At 59.9% G+C, this 22,793-nt stretch carries 20 protein-coding genes and 1 riboswitch; of the genes, 15 read left to right on the top strand and 5 right to left on the bottom strand.

Translation table 11 applies throughout. From position 1 onward, the window contains the following. Positions 1-326: 326 nt before the first annotated feature. The 11 genes from codB (at position 327) to hemB (ending at position 9,886) form a co-directional block, all read left to right on the top strand. Complete coding sequence (codB, locus tag G5195_RS16865; protein ID WP_201910647.1) at positions 327-1,571, top strand: cytosine permease; 1,245 nt, start codon at positions 327-329, stop codon at positions 1,569-1,571. Further along, positions 1,565-2,830, top strand: a complete 1,266-nt coding sequence (locus G5195_RS16860; RefSeq protein ID WP_421223263.1) for a cytosine deaminase — start codon at positions 1,565-1,567, stop codon at positions 2,828-2,830. The genes codB and G5195_RS16860 overlap by 7 nt, the downstream gene beginning before the upstream one ends. 95 nt (positions 2,831-2,925) lie before the next feature. Next, the gene (gene crcB / locus G5195_RS16855; RefSeq protein ID WP_005339378.1) at positions 2,926-3,303 is read left to right on the top strand and encodes a fluoride efflux transporter CrcB; all 378 of its coding nucleotides are present in this window, start codon (positions 2,926-2,928) and stop codon (positions 3,301-3,303) included. 65 nt (positions 3,304-3,368) lie between these two features. Beyond that, positions 3,369-4,121 (top strand): bifunctional demethylmenaquinone methyltransferase/2-methoxy-6-polyprenyl-1,4-benzoquinol methylase UbiE, encoded by a 753-nt coding sequence (gene ubiE / locus G5195_RS16850; RefSeq protein WP_005342396.1) that lies wholly within the window; start codon positions 3,369-3,371, stop codon positions 4,119-4,121. 8 nt (positions 4,122-4,129) lie between these two features. Continuing rightward, positions 4,130-4,738, top strand: coding sequence for a ubiquinone biosynthesis accessory factor UbiJ (locus G5195_RS16845; protein WP_005339380.1), 609 nt, complete (start codon positions 4,130-4,132; stop codon positions 4,736-4,738). Further along, positions 4,738-6,378 (top strand): ubiquinone biosynthesis regulatory protein kinase UbiB, encoded by a 1,641-nt coding sequence (ubiB, locus tag G5195_RS16840; RefSeq protein ID WP_005339383.1) that lies wholly within the window; start codon positions 4,738-4,740, stop codon positions 6,376-6,378. Before G5195_RS16845 ends, ubiB begins: the two co-directional genes overlap by 1 nt. A 42-nt stretch (positions 6,379-6,420) precedes the next feature. Then, positions 6,421-6,672, top strand: coding sequence for a Sec-independent protein translocase subunit TatA (gene tatA, locus G5195_RS16835; RefSeq protein WP_005339385.1), 252 nt, complete (start codon positions 6,421-6,423; stop codon positions 6,670-6,672). A gap of 3 nt (positions 6,673-6,675) precedes the next feature. After that, positions 6,676-7,140 carry a Sec-independent protein translocase protein TatB gene (tatB, locus tag G5195_RS16830; protein WP_005342398.1) on the top strand — a complete coding sequence of 155 codons (465 nt, stop codon included), beginning with the start codon at positions 6,676-6,678 and terminating at the stop codon, positions 7,138-7,140. Continuing rightward, a complete protein-coding gene (gene tatC, locus G5195_RS16825; protein WP_005342401.1) occupies positions 7,137-7,892 on the top strand; it encodes a twin-arginine translocase subunit TatC in 756 nt (251 codons plus the stop codon). The genes tatB and tatC overlap by 4 nt, the downstream gene beginning before the upstream one ends. Before the next feature lie 188 nt (positions 7,893-8,080). Continuing rightward, complete coding sequence (locus G5195_RS16820; RefSeq protein ID WP_421236326.1) at positions 8,081-8,866, top strand: TatD family hydrolase; 786 nt, start codon at positions 8,081-8,083, stop codon at positions 8,864-8,866. A 3-nt stretch (positions 8,867-8,869) separates the two neighbouring features. Further along, a complete protein-coding gene (gene hemB, locus G5195_RS16815) occupies positions 8,870-9,886 on the top strand; it encodes a porphobilinogen synthase (protein ID WP_005339394.1) in 1,017 nt (338 codons plus the stop codon). Positions 9,887-9,969: 83 nt separating this feature from the next. Here hemB and G5195_RS16810 read toward each other — a convergent pair whose 3' ends face one another. After that, positions 9,970-12,159: an immunoglobulin-like domain-containing protein gene (locus G5195_RS16810; protein ID WP_421223267.1), complete on the bottom strand. Its 2,190-nt coding sequence runs from the start codon at positions 12,157-12,159 to the stop codon at positions 9,970-9,972. 55 nt (positions 12,160-12,214) lie between these two features. Next, positions 12,215-12,300, bottom strand: a riboswitch (cyclic di-GMP riboswitch). A 437-nt stretch (positions 12,301-12,737) separates the two neighbouring features. On the opposite strand from G5195_RS16810, the gene prlC reads away from it, so the two are divergent. After that, positions 12,738-14,780 carry an oligopeptidase A gene (gene prlC, locus G5195_RS16805; protein ID WP_421223269.1) on the top strand — a complete coding sequence of 681 codons (2,043 nt, stop codon included), beginning with the start codon at positions 12,738-12,740 and terminating at the stop codon, positions 14,778-14,780. 207 nt (positions 14,781-14,987) lie between these two features. Further along, positions 14,988-17,534 (top strand): putative bifunctional diguanylate cyclase/phosphodiesterase, encoded by a 2,547-nt coding sequence (locus tag G5195_RS16800; protein WP_421223271.1) that lies wholly within the window; start codon positions 14,988-14,990, stop codon positions 17,532-17,534. Between the two features lie 6 nt (positions 17,535-17,540). Here G5195_RS16800 and G5195_RS16795 read toward each other — a convergent pair whose 3' ends face one another. After that, positions 17,541-18,281, bottom strand: coding sequence for a substrate-binding periplasmic protein (locus G5195_RS16795; protein WP_421223273.1), 741 nt, complete (start codon positions 18,279-18,281; stop codon positions 17,541-17,543). A gap of 76 nt (positions 18,282-18,357) precedes the next feature. On the opposite strand from G5195_RS16795, the gene G5195_RS16790 reads away from it, so the two are divergent. Further along, positions 18,358-19,107, top strand: a complete 750-nt coding sequence (locus tag G5195_RS16790) for a class I SAM-dependent methyltransferase (protein ID WP_236350993.1) — start codon at positions 18,358-18,360, stop codon at positions 19,105-19,107. A 70-nt stretch (positions 19,108-19,177) separates the two neighbouring features. Here G5195_RS16790 and G5195_RS16785 read toward each other — a convergent pair whose 3' ends face one another. From G5195_RS16785 to rhlB, 3 genes are read right to left on the bottom strand one after another with little or no spacing between them, the layout of a single operon-like run. Further along, on the bottom strand, positions 19,178-19,432 hold the full coding sequence (locus G5195_RS16785) for a Rho-binding antiterminator (protein WP_202005422.1): 255 nt from the start codon (positions 19,430-19,432) through the stop codon (positions 19,178-19,180). 30 nt (positions 19,433-19,462) lie between these two features. Then, a complete protein-coding gene (gene gppA / locus G5195_RS16780; RefSeq protein WP_247823734.1) occupies positions 19,463-20,953 on the bottom strand; it encodes a guanosine-5'-triphosphate,3'-diphosphate diphosphatase in 1,491 nt (496 codons plus the stop codon). Between the two features lie 11 nt (positions 20,954-20,964). After that, positions 20,965-22,254: an ATP-dependent RNA helicase RhlB gene (gene rhlB / locus G5195_RS16775; protein ID WP_005339414.1), complete on the bottom strand. Its 1,290-nt coding sequence runs from the start codon at positions 22,252-22,254 to the stop codon at positions 20,965-20,967. 113 nt (positions 22,255-22,367) lie between these two features. Between rhlB and trxA the strand changes: the two genes are divergently transcribed. Next, a complete protein-coding gene (gene trxA / locus G5195_RS16770; protein WP_005339416.1) occupies positions 22,368-22,694 on the top strand; it encodes a thioredoxin TrxA in 327 nt (108 codons plus the stop codon). Positions 22,695-22,793: the final 99 nt, after the last annotated feature.

Here is a 22,793-nt window from a genome sequence, read left to right as displayed (position 1 = left end):
CTGATATGGCTCAGTCGGTAGAGCGCATCCTTGGTAAGGATGAGGTCCCCAGTTCGATTCTGGGTATCAGCACCATTAAATAGAAAGCCTCCCTGAAAAGGGAGGCTTTTTTGCATCCGTCATTTTTTGATATCCCCTTACATTCCCTATTCCCGCAACCCCTTCTGCTTGCAGCCGACACTGTTTATCTGCTGATTTGAGTCCCGGTGTGTTACTCATTTGACTGTTATTGATGGTTTTATCCAGAGATTTAACCATGATTGATTGAAGTAAAACGTTTTACATGTAAAATCCGGCGCGTTTTGCCTATTACGTGGAGAAAGAGCATGGCGCAGGATAACGAATACTGTTTGGGGGCGGTACCCGCCAAAGGGCGCAAAGGTGTGCTTTCGCTGATGCTGGTGATGCTCGGCCTGACTTTCTTCTCTGCCAGCATGTGGACCGGTGGTGCGCTGGGCACCGGCTTGGTGTTCGATGACTTCATCAAGGCGGTACTGCTCGGCAACTTGCTGCTGGGTATCTACACAGCCTGTCTTGGTTATATCGGTGCCTCAACCGGTCTCTCTACCCATCTGCTGGCTCGTTACTCCTTTGGGGTGAAAGGTTCCTGGCTGCCTTCGCTGCTGCTGGGCGGTACTCAGGTCGGCTGGTTTGGCGTTGGTGTGGCGATGTTTGCCCTGCCGGTGCAGAAGGCGACCGGCATCGATGTGAACTGGTTGATCGCCATTTCGGGCATTCTGATGACGGTAACCGTCTACTTCGGTATCTCCGCCCTGATGGTGCTGAGCTTTGTGGCCGTACCGGCCATTGCACTGCTTGGCGGCTACTCGGTCTGGCTGGCGGTGACCTCGACCGGTGGCATGGCTGCACTGCAGCAGGTACAACCAAGCAATCCCATCGAGTTCACCACGGCGTTGACCATGGTGGTTGGTTCCTTTATCAGTGCAGGAACCCTGACCGCCGACTTTGTTCGCTTTGGTCGCAAACCCTGGGGCGCCGTCATGATTACCATGGTGGCGTTTTTTTTGGGCAACACGCTAATGTTCGTCTTCGGTGCAGCTGGTGCGGCGGTAACGGGGCAGGCCGATATCTCGGAAGTGATGCTGATGCAGGGGCTGTTGATCCCCGCCATTCTGGTGCTGGGCCTCAATATCTGGACCACCAACGACAACGCTCTCTACGCCTCCGGCCTCGGTTTTGCCAATATTACCGGTCTCAAGAGCAAGCCGCTCAGCGTGATCAACGGCCTAGTCGGCACCGCCTGTGCCCTCTGGCTTTACAACAACTTTGTCGGCTGGCTGGCCTTTTTGAGTACGGCAATTCCGCCGATCGGTGGCATTATCATCATGGATTTCCTGCTCAATCGTGAGCGTTACCGTCAATTTGCCGATCAGCAGTTCGAGACGGTGCGCTGGCAGGCGCTGGTCGCCACGGCAGTCGGGGTGGCTGTCGGCAAGTGGCTGCCGGGCATAGTGCCACTCAACGCGGTATTGGGCGCCGCCTTCACCTATTTCATTCTGGTTCGCCTCACCCAGCGGCCGGTTCTGGTACAGGAAGCTAGCAAATGCTGATTCAACATATTCGTTTGACCGATCGGGAAGGGTTGTGGCAGCTCCGTTGTCAGGATGGGGTCATCACCGCCATCGAACCCCATGACGAACATGCCGTCGCCGGTCGGGTGCTGGACGGGGAGGGCGGTCTGGCGATCGCTCCCTTTATCGAACCCCACATTCACCTCGATACCACCCAGACGGCGGGCGAGCCGAGCTGGAACCTCTCCGGCACCCTGTTCGAGGGGATCGAGCGCTGGGCCGAGCGCAAGGCGCTGCTGACCCATGAGGATGTGAAACAGCGCGCCATCCAGACGCTGAAGTGGCAGATCGCCAACGGCATCCAGTTTGTCCGTACTCACGTCGATGTCTCCGATCCCAATCTGGTCGCGCTCAAGGCGATGCTGGAAGTGCGGGAAGAGATGAAGGAGTGGGTGGAGCTGCAGATCGTTGCCTTCCCGCAGGAGGGGATCCTCTCCTACCCGAATGGCAAGGCACTGCTGGAGGAGGCGCTCAAGCTGGGGGCCGATGTGATCGGTGCTATTCCCCATTTCGAGTTCACCCGGGAATATGGTGTCGAAAGTCTGCACTACATCTTCGATCTTGCCGAGAAGTATCAGGTTCTGGTCGATGTGCACTGTGACGAAATCGATGACGAGCAGTCCCGTTTCATCGAGACGCTGGCGACCTTGGCCTACGAGCGGGGTATCGGTCATAGAGTCACCGCCAGCCACACCACCGCCATGCACTCCTACAACGGCGCTTATGCTTCCCGCCTGTTCCGGCTGCTGAAGATGGCGGACATCAACTTTGTGGCCAATCCGCTGGTGAACATTCACCTGCAGGGGCGGTTCGATACCTATCCCAAACGCCGCGGCATTACCCGGGTGAAGGAGATGCTGGAGGCGAACATCAACGTCTGCTTCGGTCACGACGACGTGTTCGATCCCTGGTATCCCATGGGCACTGCCAACATGTTGCAGGTGCTGCACATGGGGCTGCATGTCTGCCAGATCATGGGTTACGAGCAGATCAACGACGGTCTGAAGCTGATCAGCAGCCACAGCGCCCGCACCCTGAATGTGCAGGATCGCTATGGTATCGAGGTGGGCAAACCAGCCAACCTGCTGATCCTGCCCGCCGATAATGGCTTTGATGCGGTGCGCCGCCAGGTGCCGGTGCGTTACTCGATCCGCAACGGCAAGGCGATTGCCCAGACCCGCCCGGCCCAGACCGAAATCGTGCTGGGTCAGCCAGAGCCCATCGATTTTCGCCGCTGAGATTTCAATCAGGCTGGATGTCGATTAGTTCCGCCTCTGGGCACAAGGGCCGCCATTGCGACATAATGGCGGCCTGACCCTGAGGGAGTGACACCATGCAAACCTGGTTCTATGTTGCTGCAGGGGGCGCCATCGGCGCCTGCCTTCGTTTTGGGATTGCCGAACTGATGGCCTTGCTGCTGGGGCGCCACTTTCCTTACGGGACTCTGGTGGTCAACGTGGTGGGCTCTTTCATCATGGGGGTGGCATTCGCCCTCATCAGTCATGGTCATGTGGTAGAACACCCGATGAAGCCGCTGCTGATGGTGGGGATCCTCGGTGCCCTGACTACTTTCTCTTCCTTTGCCCTCGATACGGTAGTGCTGGCTCAACATGGGGCCTATCTGAAAGCGCTGCTCAATATCGGTCTCAATCTCTTCCTCTGTCTGGCCATGGTGGTGCTGGGCATGCAGTTGGTTGCGAGCCGGGTTTAAGGTGTCCGGACGCCAGTGGCTCTGGTAAACTGGCGGCCATTCTTTGCTCTATGGGTGTTTAAGGGATGTCAGAACAAGCAACGACAACGCATTTTGGCTTTAAAACCGTGGCCGCGACCGAGAAGGAAACTCTGGTAGCAGGTGTCTTCCATTCGGTGGCAGCCAAGTATGATCTGATGAACGATCTGATGTCGTTCGGCATCCACCGCCTGTGGAAGCGCTTCACCATCGACTGTTCCGGTGTGCGCAAGGGCCAGAAGGTGCTGGATCTGGCCGGTGGTACCGGTGACTTGACCGCCAAGTTCTCCCGCATCGTCGGCGAGACCGGTCAGGTGGTGCTGGCAGATATCAACGACTCCATGCTGAAAGTGGGCCGCGACAAGCTGCGCAATCTGGGGGTCGCCAACAACGTCTCCTACGTGCAGGCCAATGCCGAGGCGCTCCCCTTCCCGGATAACCACTTCGACGTCATCACCATCGGCTTCGGCCTGCGCAACGTCACCGACAAGGACAAGGCGCTCGCCTCCATGTTCCGGGTGCTCAAGCCGGGTGGCCGTCTGCTGGTGCTGGAGTTCTCCAAGCCGGTCAGTGAAGTGATCGCCAAGCTCTATGATCTCTACTCCTTCAAATTGCTGCCGAAAATGGGCGAAATTGTCGCGAACGACAGTGAAAGCTACAAATATCTGGCAGAGTCCATCCGCATGCACCCGGATCAGCAGACTCTGGCAGGCATGATGGAAAATGTCGGTTTCGAGCAGGTGGAGTACTTCAATCTGACTCAGGGTGTGGTCGCCCTGCACCGCGGTTACAAGTTTTAAGGTTGCCTATGCCGATGGATGCCATGGTCACCGCGGTGATCGAAACCAGCCTCAACCAGTTGCTGGCGCTGGACAAACAGAGCCCGGAGCGGCTGCGCAAACTGGTGGGCAAGGTGCTCAAGCTGGAGCTGCGTGAACTCAAGCCGCTCTGGTTCGTCTTCTCCGAGCGTCGACTGGATGTGCTGGCCCAGCATGAAGGGGAGGCCGATGCGGTGCTCAGCCTGTCGCTGACCGCCCTCGGTCTGCTGAAAGACCCGTCCGCTCTGACCCGCTATATCCGCGAGGAGAAGCTGGATCTGAGCGGTGATCCCCAGCTGGTACAGGCATTCAGCGTGCTGCTGGGTGAGCTGGATATCGACTGGGAAGAGGAGCTGTCGCGCTATACCGGCGACGTGCTGGCCCACACCCTGTTCAGCGGTGCCCGTCAGGCGCGTCGCCTGGTCGGTCGCGAGCTGTGCCGCACCCGCAGCCAGCTGGCGGAATATCTGACCGAAGAGGCCCGCCTCGCCCCCGGCCCGCTGGAAGTGGCTAGTTTCAACGATGATGTCGAGGTGCTGGCCCAGCAGCTCAAGGCCGTCGAACTGCGGCTGGCCCGCTTCGAACAGCAGGTGACCTGATGACCCCGAAGGAGTTCAAACGCCTCTATCGCATCATCACCATCCTGCTGGAGCAGGGCATCGACGAACTGGTGCCTGCCCGCTATCAGCCCTGGCCGGGTCGTCTGGCCCGTCGTTCCCTGTTCTGGCTCAAGAACAAGCAGCCGGATCTCAGCCGCGGTGCCCGCATCCGCCTCGCCTTCGAGGCTCTTGGCCCCATCTTCATCAAGTTTGGCCAGATGCTCTCGACCCGCCGCGATCTGCTGCCGCCGGATATCGCCGAGGAGCTGGCCCTGCTGCAGGACAGGGTGCCCCCCTTCTGTGGTCAGGCGGCGCGCCAGCAGATCGAGCTGAGCCTGGGTTGTCCCATCGAAACCCTGTTTGATGACTTTGACGAGACGCCGCTGGCGTCGGCCTCCATCGCGCAGGTGCATACCGCCCGCTTGAAGGAGAGTGGCCGCGAGATCGTCATCAAGGTGATCCGTCCCGACATCGAGCCTGTCATCGAGGCTGACCTGCGGTTGATGCAGGCGCTGGCCCGTCTGGTGGCCCGCTTCGTGCCCCAGAGCGCGCGGCTGCGCCCCATCGAGGTGGTGGAGGAGTATCGCAAGACCATCCTCGACGAGCTGAATCTGATGCGCGAAGCGGCCAACGCCATCCAGCTACGCCGCAACTTCACCGGCTCCGAGGCGCTCTATGTGCCTGAAATCATCACCGACCTCTGCCGCGAGCAGGTGCTGGTGATGGAGCGCATCTACGGTATTCCGGTCTCCGATATACCGGCGCTGGAAGCCAACGGCACCAACATGAAGCTGCTGGCCGAGCGCGGGGTAGAGGTCTTCTTCACCCAGGTGTTCCGCGACAGCTTCTTCCATGCCGACATGCACCCGGGCAACATCTTCGTCTCTTACGAACATCCGGAAAACCCGCTCTGGATCGGCATCGACTGCGGCATCGTCGGTACCCTCAATCGGGAAGATAAACGCTATCTGGCGGAGAACTTCCTCGCCTTCTTCAACCGCGACTATCGTCGGGTGGCAGAGCTGCACGTGGAGTCGGGCTGGGTACCGGCAGACACCAAGGTGGACGAGTTCGAGTTCGCCATCCGCACCGTGCTGGAGCCCATCTTCGAGAAGCCGCTCTCCGAAATTTCGTTCGGTCACGTGCTGCTCAACCTGTTCAACACCGCGCGTCGCTTCCATATGACGGTGCAGCCGCAGCTGGTGCTGCTGCAAAAGACCCTGCTCTATGTGGAAGGGTTGGGGCGTCAGCTCTACCCGCAGCTCGATTTGTGGCAGACCGCCAAGCCGTTCCTCGAGAACTGGATGCACGAACAGGTGGGGCCCAAGTCGGTATTGAACGCCATCAAGGAGAAGGCGCCATTCTGGGCGGAGAAGCTGCCGGAGCTGCCGGAGCTGGTCTATGAGACCCTGCGCCAGACCCGTCATCAGCAGCGTCATTTCGACCAGATGTTTGCCGAGTTCCGCCGTCACAGCCGTCGGCAGGGGCAGGCCCGCTACCTCTTAGGGGTTGGAGCCAGCCTGCTATTGGCGGGTGTATTCTTGCTGACCCAAAAACAACACATTGAGTGGGGACAAGCCAGTCTCGCCGGTGCAGCCCTCTGCTGGCTGGTCGGCTGGTTGCGAACCCGTTCCCATTAATCAACAACCGCGCCGTCAGGCGCCTGTTCTGGAGAGAAAATCATGGGTGGTATCAGTATTTGGCAATTGTTGATCATCGCAGTCATCGTCGTGCTGCTGTTCGGTACCAAGAAACTGCGCGGCATTGGCGGTGATCTGGGCGCGGCGGTCAAAGGGTTCAAGAAAGCCCTCTCCGACGAGCCGGCTGATGCCAAGGCCGAGCAGAAAGATGCCGAGTTTCCCCCGAAACAGCTGAACGAAGCGGCCACTCAGAGCAGTGAGACCGCCAAACAGAAAGACAAAGACCAGGCCTAAGCCATGTTCGATATCGGTTTTTGGGAGCTGGTCGTTATCGGTGTGGTAGCACTGGTGGTACTGGGGCCCGAGCGGCTGCCGGTTGCCATCCGCACGGCTACCCACTGGATCCGCCTCATTCGTTCGACCGCGAACTCGGTCAAGTCCGAGCTGGAGCAGGAGCTCAAGTTGCAAGAGCTGCACAACGACCTCAAGAAGGCCGAACAGTTGCAGATGAGCAACCTGAGCCCCGAGCTGCAGGAGTCCATCGAACAGCTCAAGGCGGCGGCCCAGTCGGTCAATCGCCCCTATCAGGTGGAGAACGAGATCCGTCCGCCGCGCCCCGAGCCGGTCGCCCAGGCTGAGCCTGCCACGCCGGTGGAGCCTGCGGTGCAGCTGAGCCACGACGTGCCGCCGGTCAACAGCCAGCGGGAGAGCGAGCCGGTGCCGGTCAGCGACTCCGCAGTAAAAGGGGAGGTGAAGCCATGAGTCAGGCCGAACAACCCCTGATCAGCCATCTGGTTGAGCTGAGAACCCGTTTGCTGCGCTCCATTACTGCCATCCTCGTGGTGTTTCTGGCGCTGATCTACTTCTCCAACAACATCTATGACTTCGTGGCCCAGCCGCTGCTCAGCCAGTTGCCGGAAGGGACCAGCATGATCGCGACGGATGTGGCGACCCCCTTCCTGACGCCGATCAAGCTGACCCTGGTGGTCTCCTTCTTCGTGGCGATCCCCTATCTGCTCTATCAGGCCTGGGCCTTTATCGCCCCCGGTCTGTACCAGCATGAACGGCGCCTGATCATGCCGTTGGTGGTCTCCAGTGCCCTGCTGTTCTATGCGGGTATGGCGTTCGCCTACTACGTGGTGTTCCCGCTGGTGTTCGGTTTCTTTACCAGTACCGCCCCTGCCGGGGTGACGGTGGCGACCGATATCGCCAGCTATCTGGACTTCGTACTGACCCTGTTCTTCGCGTTCGGGGTGGCGTTCGAAATTCCGGTGGCTACCATACTGCTCTGCTGGACCGGCGTGACCACACCGCAAAACCTGAAGGAGAAACGTCCCTACGTCGTTGTCGGGGTGTTTGTGGTCGGCATGCTGCTGACGCCGCCTGATGTCTTCTCCCAGACCCTGCTCGCCATCCCGATGTGGGCGCTGTGGGAGATAGGTCTGTTCTTCGCCCGCTTCTACGTGAAGAAAGAGGATGAAGAGCAACAGGAACAACCGGATGTGGAGAGCTGAGGCTCTGTTCGTCACCTGTTTGCCGGACGGCGAGAGGATGACGAAGTCCGCAGGAATAGCAGAACGAGGGGAGCTGAGGCTCCCTTCCTCTTTTCATGCTCCCGTTCGAGGCGTATGGTAAGACCCCATTCGGTAGATGGTTTTCAAATACCTGATATGTATTCCTTTTGTTCGGAACGTCTCATTCCATGATCGATATCGGTTTAAACCTGACCAGCAGCCAGTTCGCCGGTGAACAGCCTGAGCTGGTGGCCCGTGCCCGTGCCGCCGGAGTGGAGGCGCTGATCCTCACCGGTACCGATCTAACTGGCAGCCGCGAGAGCGCCGAGTTGGCCGCCCGCTGGCCGGGCTACTGCTTCTCCACCGCCGGGGTGCATCCTCACGATGCCAAGAGTGTCGATGAGGCGACCCTGCCCGCCTTGCGCGAGCTGGCAGCCTTGCCGCAGGTGGTGGCCATCGGCGAGTGCGGCCTCGACTACAACCGCGACTTCTCCCCCCGTCCGGTGCAGGATGCGGTATTCGACGCCCAGCTGGCGCTGGCCGCCGAACTCCGGATGCCGGTGTTTCTCCACTGCCGCGATGCCCACGCCCGTTTTATCGAGATCCTCCGTCCCTGGTTGCCCAGACTTCCAGGAGCAGTGCTGCATTGCTTCACCGGTTCCGACGAGGAGCTGGACGAGTGTCTGGCGTTGGGGCTGCATATCGGGGTGACCGGCTGGCTCTGCGACGAGCGCCGTGGTCAGCTGCTGCGCGAGCAGGTGGCCCGCATTCCGGCCGGCCGCCTGATGATCGAGACCGACGCCCCCTATCTGGTGCCGCGGGATCTGAAACCGCGCCCGAAACACAACGAACCCGCTTTTTTGCCGCACATCGCCCAGGTGGTGGCGGCCTGTCGTGGTGAAGCGCCCGAGGCCTTGCTGGCCCATACCCGGGCCACCTCCGCCGCGTTCTTCCAACTTCCTCTCCAGGAGTGATTCATGGCTACAACTCTTCCGGGCGCCTTTCCGGGCCGCCGCCTGCGCCGTCTGCGCAAACATGATTTCAGCCGTCGTCTGGTGCGCGAGAACGTACTGACCGTCAACGATCTCATCTATCCGGTGTTCGTGCTGGAGGGGGAGAACCGTCGGGAAGCCGTTCCCTCCATGCCGGGGGTGGAGCGTCTCTCCATCGATCTGCTGCTGATCGAGGCTGCCGAGCTGGTGGAGCTGGGTGTGCCCGCTATCGCCCTGTTCCCGGTGACCCCGCTGGAGAGCAAGAGCCTGATGGCGGAAGAGGCCTACAACCCGAACGGACTGGCCCAGCGCACCGTGCGTGCCCTCAAGGCCCGCTTCCCGGAGCTGGGGGTCATCACCGATGTGGCGCTCGATCCGTTCACCACCCACGGGCAGGACGGCATTATCGATGACGAAGGCTATGTGCTGAACGACATCACCACCGAGATCCTGATCAAGCAGGCGCTCTCCCATGCCGAGGCCGGGGTCGATATAGTCGCGCCGTCCGACATGATGGATGGCCGCATCGGCGCCATCCGCGCCGCGCTGGAAGAAAACGGCTTCATCAACACCCAGATCATGGCCTACTCCGCCAAGTACGCCTCCTGCTACTACGGCCCGTTCCGCGATGCGGTCGGCTCTGCCGGCAACCTCGGCAAGAGCAACAAGGCCACCTATCAGATGGATCCGGCCAACAGTAACGAAGCCCTGCATGAAGTGGCGCTGGATATTCAGGAAGGGGCCGACAGCGTGATGGTCAAGCCGGGCATGCCCTATCTGGACGTGGTTCGTCAGGTGAAGGATCAGTTCGGCGTGCCGACCTTTGCCTATCAGGTCAGCGGCGAGTACGCCATGCACATGGCGGCGATCCAGAACGGCTGGCTGAAAGAGAAGGAGACCATCATGGAGTCCCTGCTCTGCTTCAAGCGGGCCGGGGCCGATGGCATCCTCACCTATTTCGCCAAGCGCGTGGCGCAGTGGCTGAAAGAAGATGCCCGTTAAGCCGGGTTGAAGAGATAAACGAGAGGGGGAGCCGATGGCTCCCCCTCTGTCGTTATGGCTCTCTTTTGGTCACGAGCGGATGATTACAGCTTGGTCCAGGCATCGCTCCAGTGGCTGCCGGTACCCGGTGCATAGTGGCTGGTCGAGCCGCCACACCAGCCGCTGTAGGGCCAGGGTTTGCACTCGTAGTTGCCACCGGCATTGCTGACCCGATCACCGGCCTGATAGCCGGTGTTGGGGGCATAGGCCGGGTAGTCACCTTCGCCACCCCCGCTGCTCTCTTCGGTCAGCGCAACCGGGAAGCGCTGCACCACCGGCTGCTGGCCGTCAGCCAGACCGGTGATCACAACGTCGTAGCTGCCATCGGTGACATTGCTGCCCTGCAGTACCAGGGTGCTGGTGCCATTCACCTGGCTGCTGGTGGTACCGTGGCTGTGGCCGCTCTGCTCTAGAGTCGCGGTGATTTGGACCGGGTTGGCGGTCGTCACGTTGAAACGGATGCTGACCTGACCGTTGACTATGGTGTACTCGCTCGCCATGGCGCTGACGGTGAAGTCGCTGCTGCCTTCGGCGGGTGGCGTTGTGCCGCCGCAGTCGCTGTCGCCCTGTACGCGCCAGACGCCCCAGTCACCCGTGGTGCCCGGCTCTTCGTTCTGGGTCCACCAGGCTGCCAGCCAGTTCTTGCCGTTGTGGCTGACGATGTCGCCGCCCACGTAGACCTTCTTGGCATCCCAGCTGTTTTCACAGACGGCGCCCTGCTCCCTGACGGTCACGTTGCGCTGCTGGGTTACCTGCTGACCGGCGCTGTCGCTTACCTGATAGGTGAGGGTGTAGCGGCCGACCTTGCTGCTGTCGACGCTGCCGCTGACCTTGATTTGGGCGGTCAGGTCGCCATCTTCTTCATCATGGGCGCTGACGCCAGCCATCGGATCGAAAGCGGTACCCAGCTCCAGCGTGGTGTCGGTGACGCCGCTGAATACCGGCTTCATGCTGTAGACCTCGATGGTCCGTACCTGCTCGGTGACGTTGTTGTCGCGATCGCTCACCTTGTAGGTGAGGGGGTAGAGGCCGATGCGCTGGCTGTCTACCGAGCCTTCCACCTGGATCTGGCCAGTCAGGTCGCCATCTTCCTTGTCGTTGGCGCTGACGCCGGCCAGCGGATCAAAGGCGGTGCCCTGCTTGATGCGGGTATCGCTCAGGCCGCTGAACACCGGCTTGCCGTTCTCGTCCGGCGGGGTGATGTTCTGATCGTGGATGAAGGGGCCGTAGCTCTTGATGAAGGCTTCGTTGTAGGCCTGACCGGCCGCGTTGCGACCCATGTCCCAGTTGATGGACCAGGTCATCACGCCGCGCAGGGGCTGACCCTGGCTCTTCAGCTTGTTGAAAGCATCGAACAGATCCTGCGGATTCTTGACGTAACCGGTGGCGGCCGCATCGATATTGGTCGGAATGCCGAATACCAGCTTGTCGTGGGGGATCTTGTAGTAGCCGCGACTGCCGTTGATGAGGGAGTCCGCCATGTAGTAGATGAACTCTTCTTTCAGGGCATCGTTGTTCTGGGCGATCCAGCCTACCCCGTCGATCCAGATGCCGTCGCCACCCTGGTTGTAGAACTGGGGATTGATCCAGTCGTAGTAACCTTCCAGCGCCCGCAGATAGGGGGTATAGAGACCGCTGGCAGTCAGGTAGGGGAACTCGGGCGCCATGGTGATGAGGAAGTTTTTCCCCTGGGCGCGGTAGTGATCCTTGACCAGCCTCAGGGCCGCCGGGATCACGGTCTGGTTGTTGGCGGCAGTGATGGCGGACTGCTCCAGATCGATGTCCAGACCGTCGAAGCCATAGGTCTCCACCAGACGGATGATCTCGTCGGCGAAGGCCTGCTCCTGACCGGTACGCAGCTCGATGTGTGCATCGGCGCCGCCCAGCGCCAGCAGCACGGAGCGGCCCTGGCTGTTCAGCAGGGCAATTTGCTCGATAAACTGGCTCTCGCTCATGCCGGTGGCTGGGTCGAGTTTGAAGGTGGGGATGGGATCGCTGCCGTACACCTTCATGAAGGAGACATCGACCACGTTGTATTGCGGATTGACCTGGTCGAGCTTGACGCAGGGGGCAGTACCGCCCTGATAGCCGGCGCCACCGCACCAGTTGTGCCAGTAACCCACCACGACACCGGACTGGGGATTGACCATGGCCTGGCCGGCTGAGGCAGCCTGCGCCATGGGGGCGCCCATGCCGAGCAGACAGCCCAGCAGGGATAACTTCAGTTTGTTCATCTTGATATCTCCATACAGTACAAAATGGAGCGGTCAGCTTTGGCCGAACGCTCCCGGGGGCAGCCCCGCTGTCATAGGAAATCTCCCTTAGACCGGTAGCTTTGCGTCGCGCCCTTTCGGGTCACTTTGCCTTTTTCACCCGATTTCTGTGCATCACAGAGAATCAAGTGACCTGCATGGCAGGTTGCCTATGATAGATGCTTGAAAATAAATTAATCAATAGTTGGTTTTGATTCTAATTGACTGAAAAATATTGATAATTTGTTACGGCTACCACATTTTGTCAGTTTCCATGATTGAGCATGACGGTACTTGGCTGGCAGCTGTGGCGCCGGTAAATGGCGACTTTTTGCCCCTTGAAAGTAGCGGTAAGAGCCAAAAAAGGCCCACAGATTCATTCTGTTACTGGCTGTTGATAGCAAAACTGCGGCAACTGCAGAGATCCGGGTCGCAATGGCTGGAAAAGTACAGGGTTGTGGCGGATTCCCGCTTGATTATTGCGTGGCTTGGCCACATGTTAGAAAGCCATACAGAGCTGCTAAAGCGGTCTGTTCAAGACCAAACAAGAGGTAACCGGGATGAATAACCCTTTGCTGACAATGGATTCGCTGCCCCCTTTCAGCCAGATCAAGCCGGAGCAGGTTCAGCCTGCCGTCATTCAGGCGATTGCTGACTGCAAGCAGAAGATCAGCGATGTGCTGGCCCAGCGTGATCCCCATACCTGGGATAGCCTGATTGCCCCGCTGGAAGAGGTAAATGACCGTCTGTCACGGATCTGGTCACCGGTCAGCCACCTCAACTCCGTACTCAATAGCGAAGCGCTGCGCGAGGCCCATGACGCCTGCCTGCCGCTGCTCTCCGAATTCCAGACCTATGTTGGTCAGCATGAAGGGCTCTATCAGGCCTATCTGGCCCTCTCCCAGAGCGATGATTTCCCGCTGCTGAGCGGCGCCCAGCGCAAGGAGATCCAGAATACCCTGCGTGACTTCCGCCTCTCTGGCATCGGTCTGCCTGCCGAGGCGCAGCAGCGTTACGGCGAAATTCAGGCCCGCCTCTCCGAGTTGGCCTCCCGTTTCAGCAACAACGTGCTGGATGCGACCCAGGGCTGGCACAAGCTGGTGGGCGATGAAGCCGAATTGGCCGGTCTGCCCGACAGCGTGCGTGCCGCTGCCCGTCAGATGGCTGAACTTAAAGGCAAAGAGGGGTGGCTGTTCACGCTGGATATCCCTTCCTACCTGCCGGTGATGATGTATGCCGACAACCGCGAGCTGCGCGCCGAGATGTACGAAGCCTTCACCACTCGCGCTTCCGATCAGGGCCCCAATGCGGGCAAGTGGGACAACTCCGCCATCATGAGCGAGCTGCTCACCCTGCGCCGCGAACTGGCCCATCTGCTGGGGTTCGCCAACTATGCCGAGCTCTCCCTGGCCACCAAGATGGCGGACAAGACCGAACAGGTGGTGAGCTTCCTCACCGATCTGGCGGCCAAATCCCTGCCACAAGGCAAGGCTGAGCTGGAGGAGATCCGCACCTTCGCCGCCGAGCAGCATGGTCAGAGCGAGCTGGCAGCCTGGGATCTCGCCTACTACGCCGAGAAGCTCAAGCAGCACAAATTCTCCATCTCCGACGAGCAGCTGCGCCCCTACTTCCCCGCCAGCAAGGTGGTGAAGGGGCTGTTCGAAGTGGTGAAGCGGGTGTTCGGCATGAAGGTGCGCGAGCGCCTCGGCATCGACACCTGGCACCCGGACGTGCGCTTCTACGACATCTTCGATGCCGACGACGAGCTGCGCGGCAGCTTCTATCTCGACCTCTACGCCCGCGAGCACAAGCAGGGCGGGGCCTGGATGGATGTCTGTCTGGGTCGTCGCTACCGTCAGGATGGCTCGCTGCAAAAACCGGTGGCCTACCTGACCTGCAACTTCAACGGCCCGGTGGATGGCAAGCCTGCGCTGTTCACCCACAACGAAGTGGTCACCCTGTTCCATGAGTTTGGCCACGGCATTCACCACATGCTGACCCGCATCGACGTGGCCGGCGTGGCCGGTATCAACGGCGTGGCCTGGGATGCGGTGGAGCTGCCGAGCCAGTTCCTCGAGAACTGGTGCTGGGAGTCCGAGGCGCTGGCCTTTATCTCCGGCCACTACGAGACCGGCGAGCCGTTGCCTGCCGATCTGCTGGAGAAGATGCTGACCGCCCGCAACTTCCAGGCGGCGATGCAGATGTTGCGCCAGCTGGAGTTCGCCCTGTTCGACTTCCGTCTCCATCAGGAGTTTGACCCGGCCAATCCGGCACAGCTCCCGGCGCTGCTGGACGAGGTACGCAGTCAGGTGGCCGTGATGACGCCACCGGCGTTCAACCGCTTCCAGCACAGCTTCTCCCACATCTTCGCGGGCGGCTATGCGGCGGGCTACTACAGCTACAAGTGGGCCGAGGTGCTCTCTGCCGATGCCTTCTCCCGCTTCGAGGAGGAGGGGATCTTCAACCCGGCCACCGGCCAATCCTTCCTGAAGAATATTCTGGAGAAGGGGGGCTCGAAGGAGCCGATGGAGCTGTTCCGAGCCTTCCGTGGCCGTGAGCCCAAGGTGGATGCACTGCTGCGACACAGCGGGATCGCTGCCTGAGATTCCTGACCCGCCGCCTGTGTGAGCTTCAAGCAGGTACACTGTTTTGCGGCATAGTGGGATCGAGTCGTGATTTCTGCGACAAAAAGGGACCTTTTGGTCCCTTTTTTCAAGGCTTTTTAATATCTTGCTGATTGCATATTTGCACTGCCCACGGCTCTTCAGTAGAGTCGTGTTCTAACCTTCAAGGAGAGAAAGCCACTTGCCATGAGGCGAGCACTCGATTCCGTCTATCAAATCATCTCCAGTCTGGCTCATTCGAGCGGTCAGGGATATTTCGATACCTTTGTGAGTGAAATCGCCGCTGCTGTGATGGCTGATGTCGTCCTGATCGCCAGCAGGGAATCAAATGCTACCCACCTGACGGTTCAGACCGTCTATCCCTCCTCCCTTGACACCGATGCCCTGACGCTGCCACTGACTGACTCTCCCGATGCCATTACCTGGCAGGAGGGGGAAGCCTGGTTCAGCGATCGTCTGCTTCAGCTCTTTGCCAACGTTCCCCTTGCACAGGAGTGGCAACCTCAGGCCTATGCCGGGATTGTCCTCAGGAATGCAGATGGCGAGACCATAGGTATCTGCGCCCTGCTTTATCGTCAGCCGCAGGCCAATATGAGCAAGGTGATGGGGTTGCTCCGGTTGCTTGCTCCGTTGGCGGGTCGCGAGCTGGCGCTGATGCTGCAACGACAGCTGCCCCCCCCTCTGCCTGAACCGTCCCATGCATTGCAGAGCATGCTGTTCCAGGCTCCGGTGGGGATCGGTAAGCTGGATCTGGCTGGCCGTATCCTCTGGGCCAACCCGGCCATCGAGCAGATGCTTGGCTATCCCCTCGACGAGTTGCTGCAGCGATCCATCTCCGACATCAACCATCCCGAGGATTGGCAGGGCAGCCTCGTTTGCTACGAAGAGATCCGCCGTGGCGAGCGCAGCAGTTTCACCCGGGAGAAGCGCTACTTCTGCAAGGGGGGGCAGATCCTGTGGGGGCGGGTAACCGTCACCCTGATCCGTGACAAGCAGCAGCAGCCGGACTACCTGATGGTGCTGCTGGAGAATATCGATCCTCTCAAGCGCCATGCGGAGCAGCTCAAGCTCTCCCACCGGGTCTATGACAATCTCTCCGAGGCGATCCTGGTCTGTGATGCCGATAGCCGCATCATCTCGGTCAATCCGGCCTTCGAGCAGATCACCGGCTACAGCAGTGACGAGGTGCGAGGCCAGCGCCCCAGCCTGCTCAAGTCGGGGCTGCACGATCAGACCTTCTATGCCGACATGTACCACGCGCTGGAGCGGGTGGGGGTATGGCGTGGTGAGGTGTGGAACAAGCGCAAGAATGGCAAGCTCTATCCACAGCAGTTGATGATTAGCACCCTGCGGGAAGGGGGCAGGATCAGCCAGTACATCGCCATCTTCAGCGACCTCTCCCAAACCAAACTGGCCGAGCAGAAGATCGCCGCACAGGCCAACTATGACAACCTCACCAGCCTGCCCAACCGCTGGCTGTTCAGTCGCTGTCTCAGCCGCTTCTGCGAGCGGGGCGAGCGCTTCGCCCTGATGGTGCTCGACCTCAACAACTTCAAGGCGGTCAACAACAGCATGGATCACCATGCCGGTGACGCCCTGTTGCGGGAGGTGTCGGACCGGCTGGTGAGCCGGGTGCGCACCGAGGACCTGGTGGCCCGCATCGGTGGTGACGAGTTCGCCTTTCTGGTGCCAGGCATCGTCACCCGTCGTCAGGCCGAGGTGTTTGCCAAGCAGGTTATCGGTAGCTTTACCCGTCCCTTCATGCTGGCCAACCAGCATCTCTATGTTACGGCAACCGTGGGGATGACCCTCTGCCCCGTCGATGGTAGCGAGAGTGACGAGCTGCTGCGCAACGCCGAACAAGCGCTGTTTGCCGCCAAGCGGCAGGGGCGGTTGATCGGTACCTACTGCTCCTCAATGCGGGAAGAGGTGCGTCAGCGCCACCAGATGCAGCAGGATCTGGCGGAGGCGATCAAGCTGGAGCAGTTAACCATGGCCTACCAGCCCATCTGGGACAACCGCAGCGGTCGGGTCGCCAAGCTTGAGGCGCTGGTGCGCTGGTATCACCCCCAGTGGGGACAGGTGTCGCCAGCCGAGTTTATCCCGCTGGCGGAAGAGGCGGGGTTGATTCAGGGGCTGGGTGCGCTGGTGTTGTGGCAATCATGCCGGGATCTGGCTCGGTTGCAGCAGTCCGGCTTCCCTGATCTGCAGATGTCGATCAACCGCTCCACCATGGAGTTCCAGACTATCGACCCCGAGGCGAGCGAGTGGCTCAAGGTGATCCAGCACTTCGGGCTCGATCCTGCCGACATCGTCATCGAAATCACAGAATCTCTGCTGATGGAGAGCAGTGATCAGCACAGGGTGCGGATCGATGCCCTGCGCGAGGCGGGTTGCAAGCTGGCTATCGATGACTTCGGTACCGGCTACTCTGCCCTCAACTATCTGCGCTCTTTCCCAGTGGATCTGGTCAAGATCGACCGCTCTTTTGTGCGCCATATCCCCTTCAACGAGCAGGATCGGATGCTGCTGGACGGCATCATCAACATAGTGCACAACCTCGGTATGCAGGTGGTGATTGAGGGGGTAGAGACCCGCGAGCAGCTCAATTTCCTCTGCCAGAAGGGATGTGCCTTCACCCAGGGTTATCTGCTCAGCCGCCCGCTGGCCTATGACGATCTCACCGAATATCTGCAGCTCAATGACAAGGGGATGTTTCTGCAGATCAGTTAGGTGTGCTTACTCCTTCGATGTCATCTGTTCCTGCTTTGCTTGCAGTGTCCGGTAATCCTCGCCGAGATAGCGCAGGTAGATGCGATCCAGTACCCCTTCATCCAGCATCTGTTGCAGCGCCTTGTTGTAGGCAGGCAACAGGTCTGCTTTCTGCTTGCCAAAACAGAGGTAGAGCGGTGTCGAATCGATAAAGGGGGTGAGGGCGCGGATCCTGACGTCCTGCTCCCTCGACAGAATGGGGGCAGAGAAGTAGTCCAGGATGATCATATCGACCCGGCTCTTTTCCAGCATCAGTAGCAGCTGTTTGTCGGAGTGAACCTTGATGGGCTCCCAGCCGGTGAAGTTCCTGATCTTGTCGGTATAGTCATAGCCCCTGACCATCCCCACTTTCAGCCCTTTGGCCATCTCCCACGAGAAGTTCTGTAACGGACTGTCGGTACGCACATAGGCGGCCAGAGGATAGAAGGCGGTGGCAACGTCAGAGTGATAGCAACCGGGGAGAGGGGCATTGTCGAGAATGCCATCCGCCAGCTGGGTGCTGACATATTGCTCGCAGCGCCCCCAAGGCAGTTCAAGCAGGGTGAGGTTCATGCCAAGGCGGCGCGCCACCTCTTGATGGATCTCCACCGAAATGCCCTCTTTCAGGTTGCCCTGTTCGGCATAGGAAAAGGGAGGCCAGTCTACACCGCAGACCTTCAGGTTTGTGCCGCTCTGGGCGGCGAGGAGCAGGGCAATGAACAGGTTCATGGGATTTCCTCCCTACAGCGACTTGAAGGGGCTGTGGTACACTCGGTTCACTGAACTTAGAACGCATCCAAAGACCATGCAAATCCTCCTCGAAGACCCCGCCAAGGCCGCGCAGGCAGACGCGCTGGCCAGCCAGCTTGCCCAGCTCGACCTTCCCCAGTTTGCCCTGGTGTTTACCCCGGAACGGTTGGAACTGCGCAAGCTGGACGAGCCCAAGCTGGGAGCCGTCTATGTAGACTTCGTGGAAGGGGCGGTGGCACATCGCCGCAAGTTTGGCGGCGGTCGCGGTCAGTCCATCGCCAAGGCGGTGGGGCTCAAGGCCGGAGCCACTCCGACCGTGGTGGATGCCACTGCCGGGCTGGGGCGCGATGCCTTCGTGCTCGCTTCCCTCGGTTGCAAGGTGACCCTGATCGAACGCAGCCCTGTGGTGGCCGCCCTGTTGCAGGACGGGCTGGCGCGGGCGGCACAGGATCCCGAGATTGGCCCCTGGGTCAGCGAGCGAATGCACCTGCTGCAAGGCCCGGCGGTGGACAACCTGCTGGCGCTGCCGGAGCGGCCCGAGGTGATCTACCTCGACCCCATGTTCCCCCACAAGCAGAAGTCGGCGCTGGTAAAAAAAGAGATGCGGGTATTCCAGTCGCTGGTGGGGCCGGATCTCGATGCGGATGCCTTGTTGCCTGCCGCGCTCAAGATGGCTGATAAGCGGGTGGTGGTGAAGCGGCCGGATTACGCCGGCTGGCTCAACGAACAGAAGCCCAGCATGGCCATCGAAACCAAGAGCAACCGCTTCGATGTCTACGTGATGGCGGCGCTGGCGGCGGGTTAACAGCCGGTGTGAGCCGCAGATGCAAAAAGGAGGGCCAACGTCATGTTGGCCCTCCTTTTTCGTATTGGATTCAGTTGGTTGGCGCGAAGTGGATCAGCTTCTCTTCCCCTTGCCAGTTCAGGCGCAGGGTCGCCAGTTCTGCCAGACTGAGCCGCTCGCCACTGTGCAGCAGCAGATACTCGACCCCTTCGCTGGCTTCGATAGTGCGGATCTTGTCATCCCATTGGCGATCATCGCGGCTGGTGAGGGTCACCGGCAGTTGCCAGCTGGCAGCAATTTCGAGCCAGTCGTAGAGATCGCAGCTGATGGGTTGATAATCCGGCATGATCGGCTCCAAAACAGGCAGGTTGCTGAGTCAGGCTTCCTGTACGCGGGTCGGCCAGCCCATCTTCTGCTGGCGTTCCACTTCAAAGCGCAGCTCGCTGGCGCGCAGGTAGTGTTCATCCATCCAGCCCTTGGGCAGGGTCAGGGTCAGTGACTCCTCTTCTGCCTGCAGGGTGAAGCTGGGCACTGTGCCCTGGGTGCGGCGCATGCAGAGGATCAGCGCGATGCGCAGGATACGGGCCAGTCGGATCGCCTGACGACCGGTGACGGCACCCTGTTTCTCCAGCGGTTCCAGCTTGAATTCGTCCCGCTGGTTGAACAGCAGGGCCGACAACAGCTTCTTTTGCGCAGGGGTAAAGCCCGGCATGTCGATGTTGTCGATGATGTAGGCGGCGTGTTGCGGCGCCTTCTTGTATTCGATACAGAGGCCGATCTCATGCAGCAGGGCGGCATAACGCAAAATCGGGCGACCGTAGCGTTTGGAGAGTCGCCAGGCCGGTTGCAGCTGGTTGAACGCCTCGACGGCGGTATCGCGCACCCGTTCGGCGTGCTCTTTATCCAGCTGATAGCGGCTGATCAGGCTGTCGGCGGTGCGATCCCGGGCATCACAGTCGTGATTGTTGCCAAGCAGACCGTAGATCAGTCCTTCGCGCAGGGCGCCACCCGCCAGCGTCATGCTCTCGATATCGAGGGTTTCGAAGATGGCGATCAGGATGGCAAGGCCGGAGGGGAACACGGTCAGCCGTTCGGCCGCCAGCCCTTCCAGTTGCAGCCGGTCGAGCTTGCCGCAGGCGATGGCCTGACCCATCAGCTCCTGCAACTTCGGCAGGGTGACCCGCTCGCTCTTCCCTTGCGCTAGCATGATCTCTTGCAGCGCCTGTACCGTGCCGGAGGCGCCGACGCAGGTGCGCCAGCCGAGGGCGCGGTAATCTTCCGCCACCTTCTCCAGCACCGTCTTGGCGGCGGCAATCGCCTGCTCGAAACGGGCTTCGGAGAGCTCGCCATCACCAAAGTGATTGTTGAGCCAGGTGACGCAGCCCATGTGCAGGCTGTTGAGCAGTTTTGCTTCGCTATGTTCGCCGATCACCAGTTCGGTACTGGCGCCGCCGATGTCGATCACCAGCCGGTTGCCTTCCCCGGCAGAGGTCCAGGAGACCCCTTCATAGATGGTCTTGGCCTCTTCCTCGCCCGAGATGATCTCGATGCTGTGGTTGAGCACCCGTTCCGCTTCGCTGAGGAACTCATCGACGTTGGTGGCCAGCCGCAGGGTGGCGGTGCCCACCACCCGGATATTGTCGGCCGGAATGTCCTGCAATTGTTCGGAGAAGAGACGCAAACAGTCCCAGCCCCGCTCCATGGCGGCACGGCTGAGACGAAACTCCGGATCAAGCCCTGCTGCGAGGCGAACCTTGCGCTTTACCTTGGCGACGGTGCGCAGGGCACCGGCGACCTCGCGCACCACCAGCATATGAAAGCTGTTGGAGCCGAGGTCGATGGCGGCATAGAGAGGCGAGTTGTGCAACGGGCCTGTCCTTAGCTCTTGCGCGGCGGACGACGACGGTTGTTGCTGTTGCCACCGCCCTGACGATCCCGCATGTTGCGGTTCACCGGCTGACGGTTGCGGAACACCCGTTTCGGCGGGGTCACGTCATCCAGCAGCGCTTCGCGATCATATTTGCTGACCGGAATGGCGTGGTGGATGTACTCCTCGATGGCCGGCAGGTTGAAGGCATAGTCTTCACAGGCCAGGCTGATGGAGTGACCGCTCTTGCCGGCACGACCGGTACGACCGATGCGGTGTACATAGTCTTCAGCGTCGTCGGGCAGGTCATAGTTGAAGACGTGGGTCACGTCAGGGATGTGCAGACCACGGGCGGCCACGTCGGTGGCGACCAGAATATCGAGCGCACCCTTGGTGAAATCCTCGAGGATCTTCATCCGTTTCTTCTGCGGCACATCACCGGTCAGCAGACCGACGCGGTGGCCGTCATTCTCCAGCCAGGCGTGAACGTCTTCACAGACATGCTTGGTGTTGGCGAAGACGATCGCTTTTTCCGGCCACTCCTCTTCCATCAGGGAGAGCAGCAGCAACATCTTGTCTTCATTGGAGGGGTAGAACAGCTCCTCCTTGATCCGCACGCCGGTCATCTGCTCAGGCTCTACCTGCACATGTTCCGGATGGTTCATGTGTTCGTAGGCAAGCTCCTGCACGCGCAGGGAGAGGGTTGCGGAAAACAGCATGCTCAGACGCTCGGTCGCGGGCGGCATGCGGCGGAACAGGAAGCGGATGTCCTTGATGAAGCCCAGATCGAACATGCGATCCGCTTCGTCCAGTACCACGACCTGAATGTTGCTCAGATCGATCACCTTGGACTTGAAGTAGTCGATGATGCGGCCGGTGGTGCCGATCAGGATGTCGACGCCCTGCTCCAGCACGGCCAGCTGCTTGTCGTAACCTTCGCCACCGTAGGCGAGGCCGAGTTTCAGGCCGGTAGAAGCGGCGATGCTGTCGGCATCGTTATAGATCTGTACTGCCAGCTCCCGGGTGGGTGCCATGATGATGGCTCTGGGTTGATTTACCAGACGGGGTTTGGTCAGCGGGTGGGTAAGAAGATAGTTGAAGGTGGCGGCCAGAAAGGCGATGGTTTTGCCGGTGCCTGTCTGAGCCTGACCGGCGAGGTCATGACCTTCTACCAGCAGTGGCAGAGACAGTGCCTGGATGGGCGTGCAATAGTGAAATCCCTTTGATTCCAGACCAGCCAGAACTTCGGGTTCGAGGCCCATTTGGGCGAATTTGTCGGTCGTTAAGTGTGTTTTGCTCATGGCGGTAGGTTATCAGGTTAGGCTTGCAATAATAAACAGGATCATTTCAAATAGGGCAACTATTGCCTTTGTTGATATGTCAATAAAGCCTTAATTACTGACTGGAGTTGGAGATGAGTGACAAGATTGTTCAGCTGAGCGATGCCAGCTTCGAGGCAGATGTAATCAAAGCCGATGGCGCCGTTCTGGTCGACTTCTGGGCCGAGTGGTGTGGTCCGTGCAAGATGATTGCCCCGATCCTGGAAGAAGTTGCCCAAGAGTACGAAGGTCGCGTGACCGTAGCCAAACTGAACATCGACCATAACTCTGATACTCCGCCCAAGTACGGCATTCGTGGTATCCCGACCCTCTTGCTGTTCAAGAATGGCGAAGTGGCAGCGACCAAGGTCGGTGCACTGTCCAAGACTCAGCTGAAAGAGTTCCTGGACGGCAACCTGTAATAATTAAAGAGGAGCGCATTGCAATAATGCGCTCCTTGTGTTTTATCACCTAGACGCTCATCCCGATTGGTGCTAGTTTATCGCTCGTTTGCTAACCTT

Origin of the sequence: Aeromonas sp. 601039 (genome assembly GCF_049174415.1) — a bacterium.
In the GTDB taxonomy this organism is placed as follows: Bacteria; Pseudomonadota; Gammaproteobacteria; order Enterobacterales; family Aeromonadaceae; genus Aeromonas; species Aeromonas veronii_A.
The sequence above is the reverse complement of the archived record's forward strand: the minus strand, read 5'-3'. Positions and strand labels throughout refer to the sequence as shown.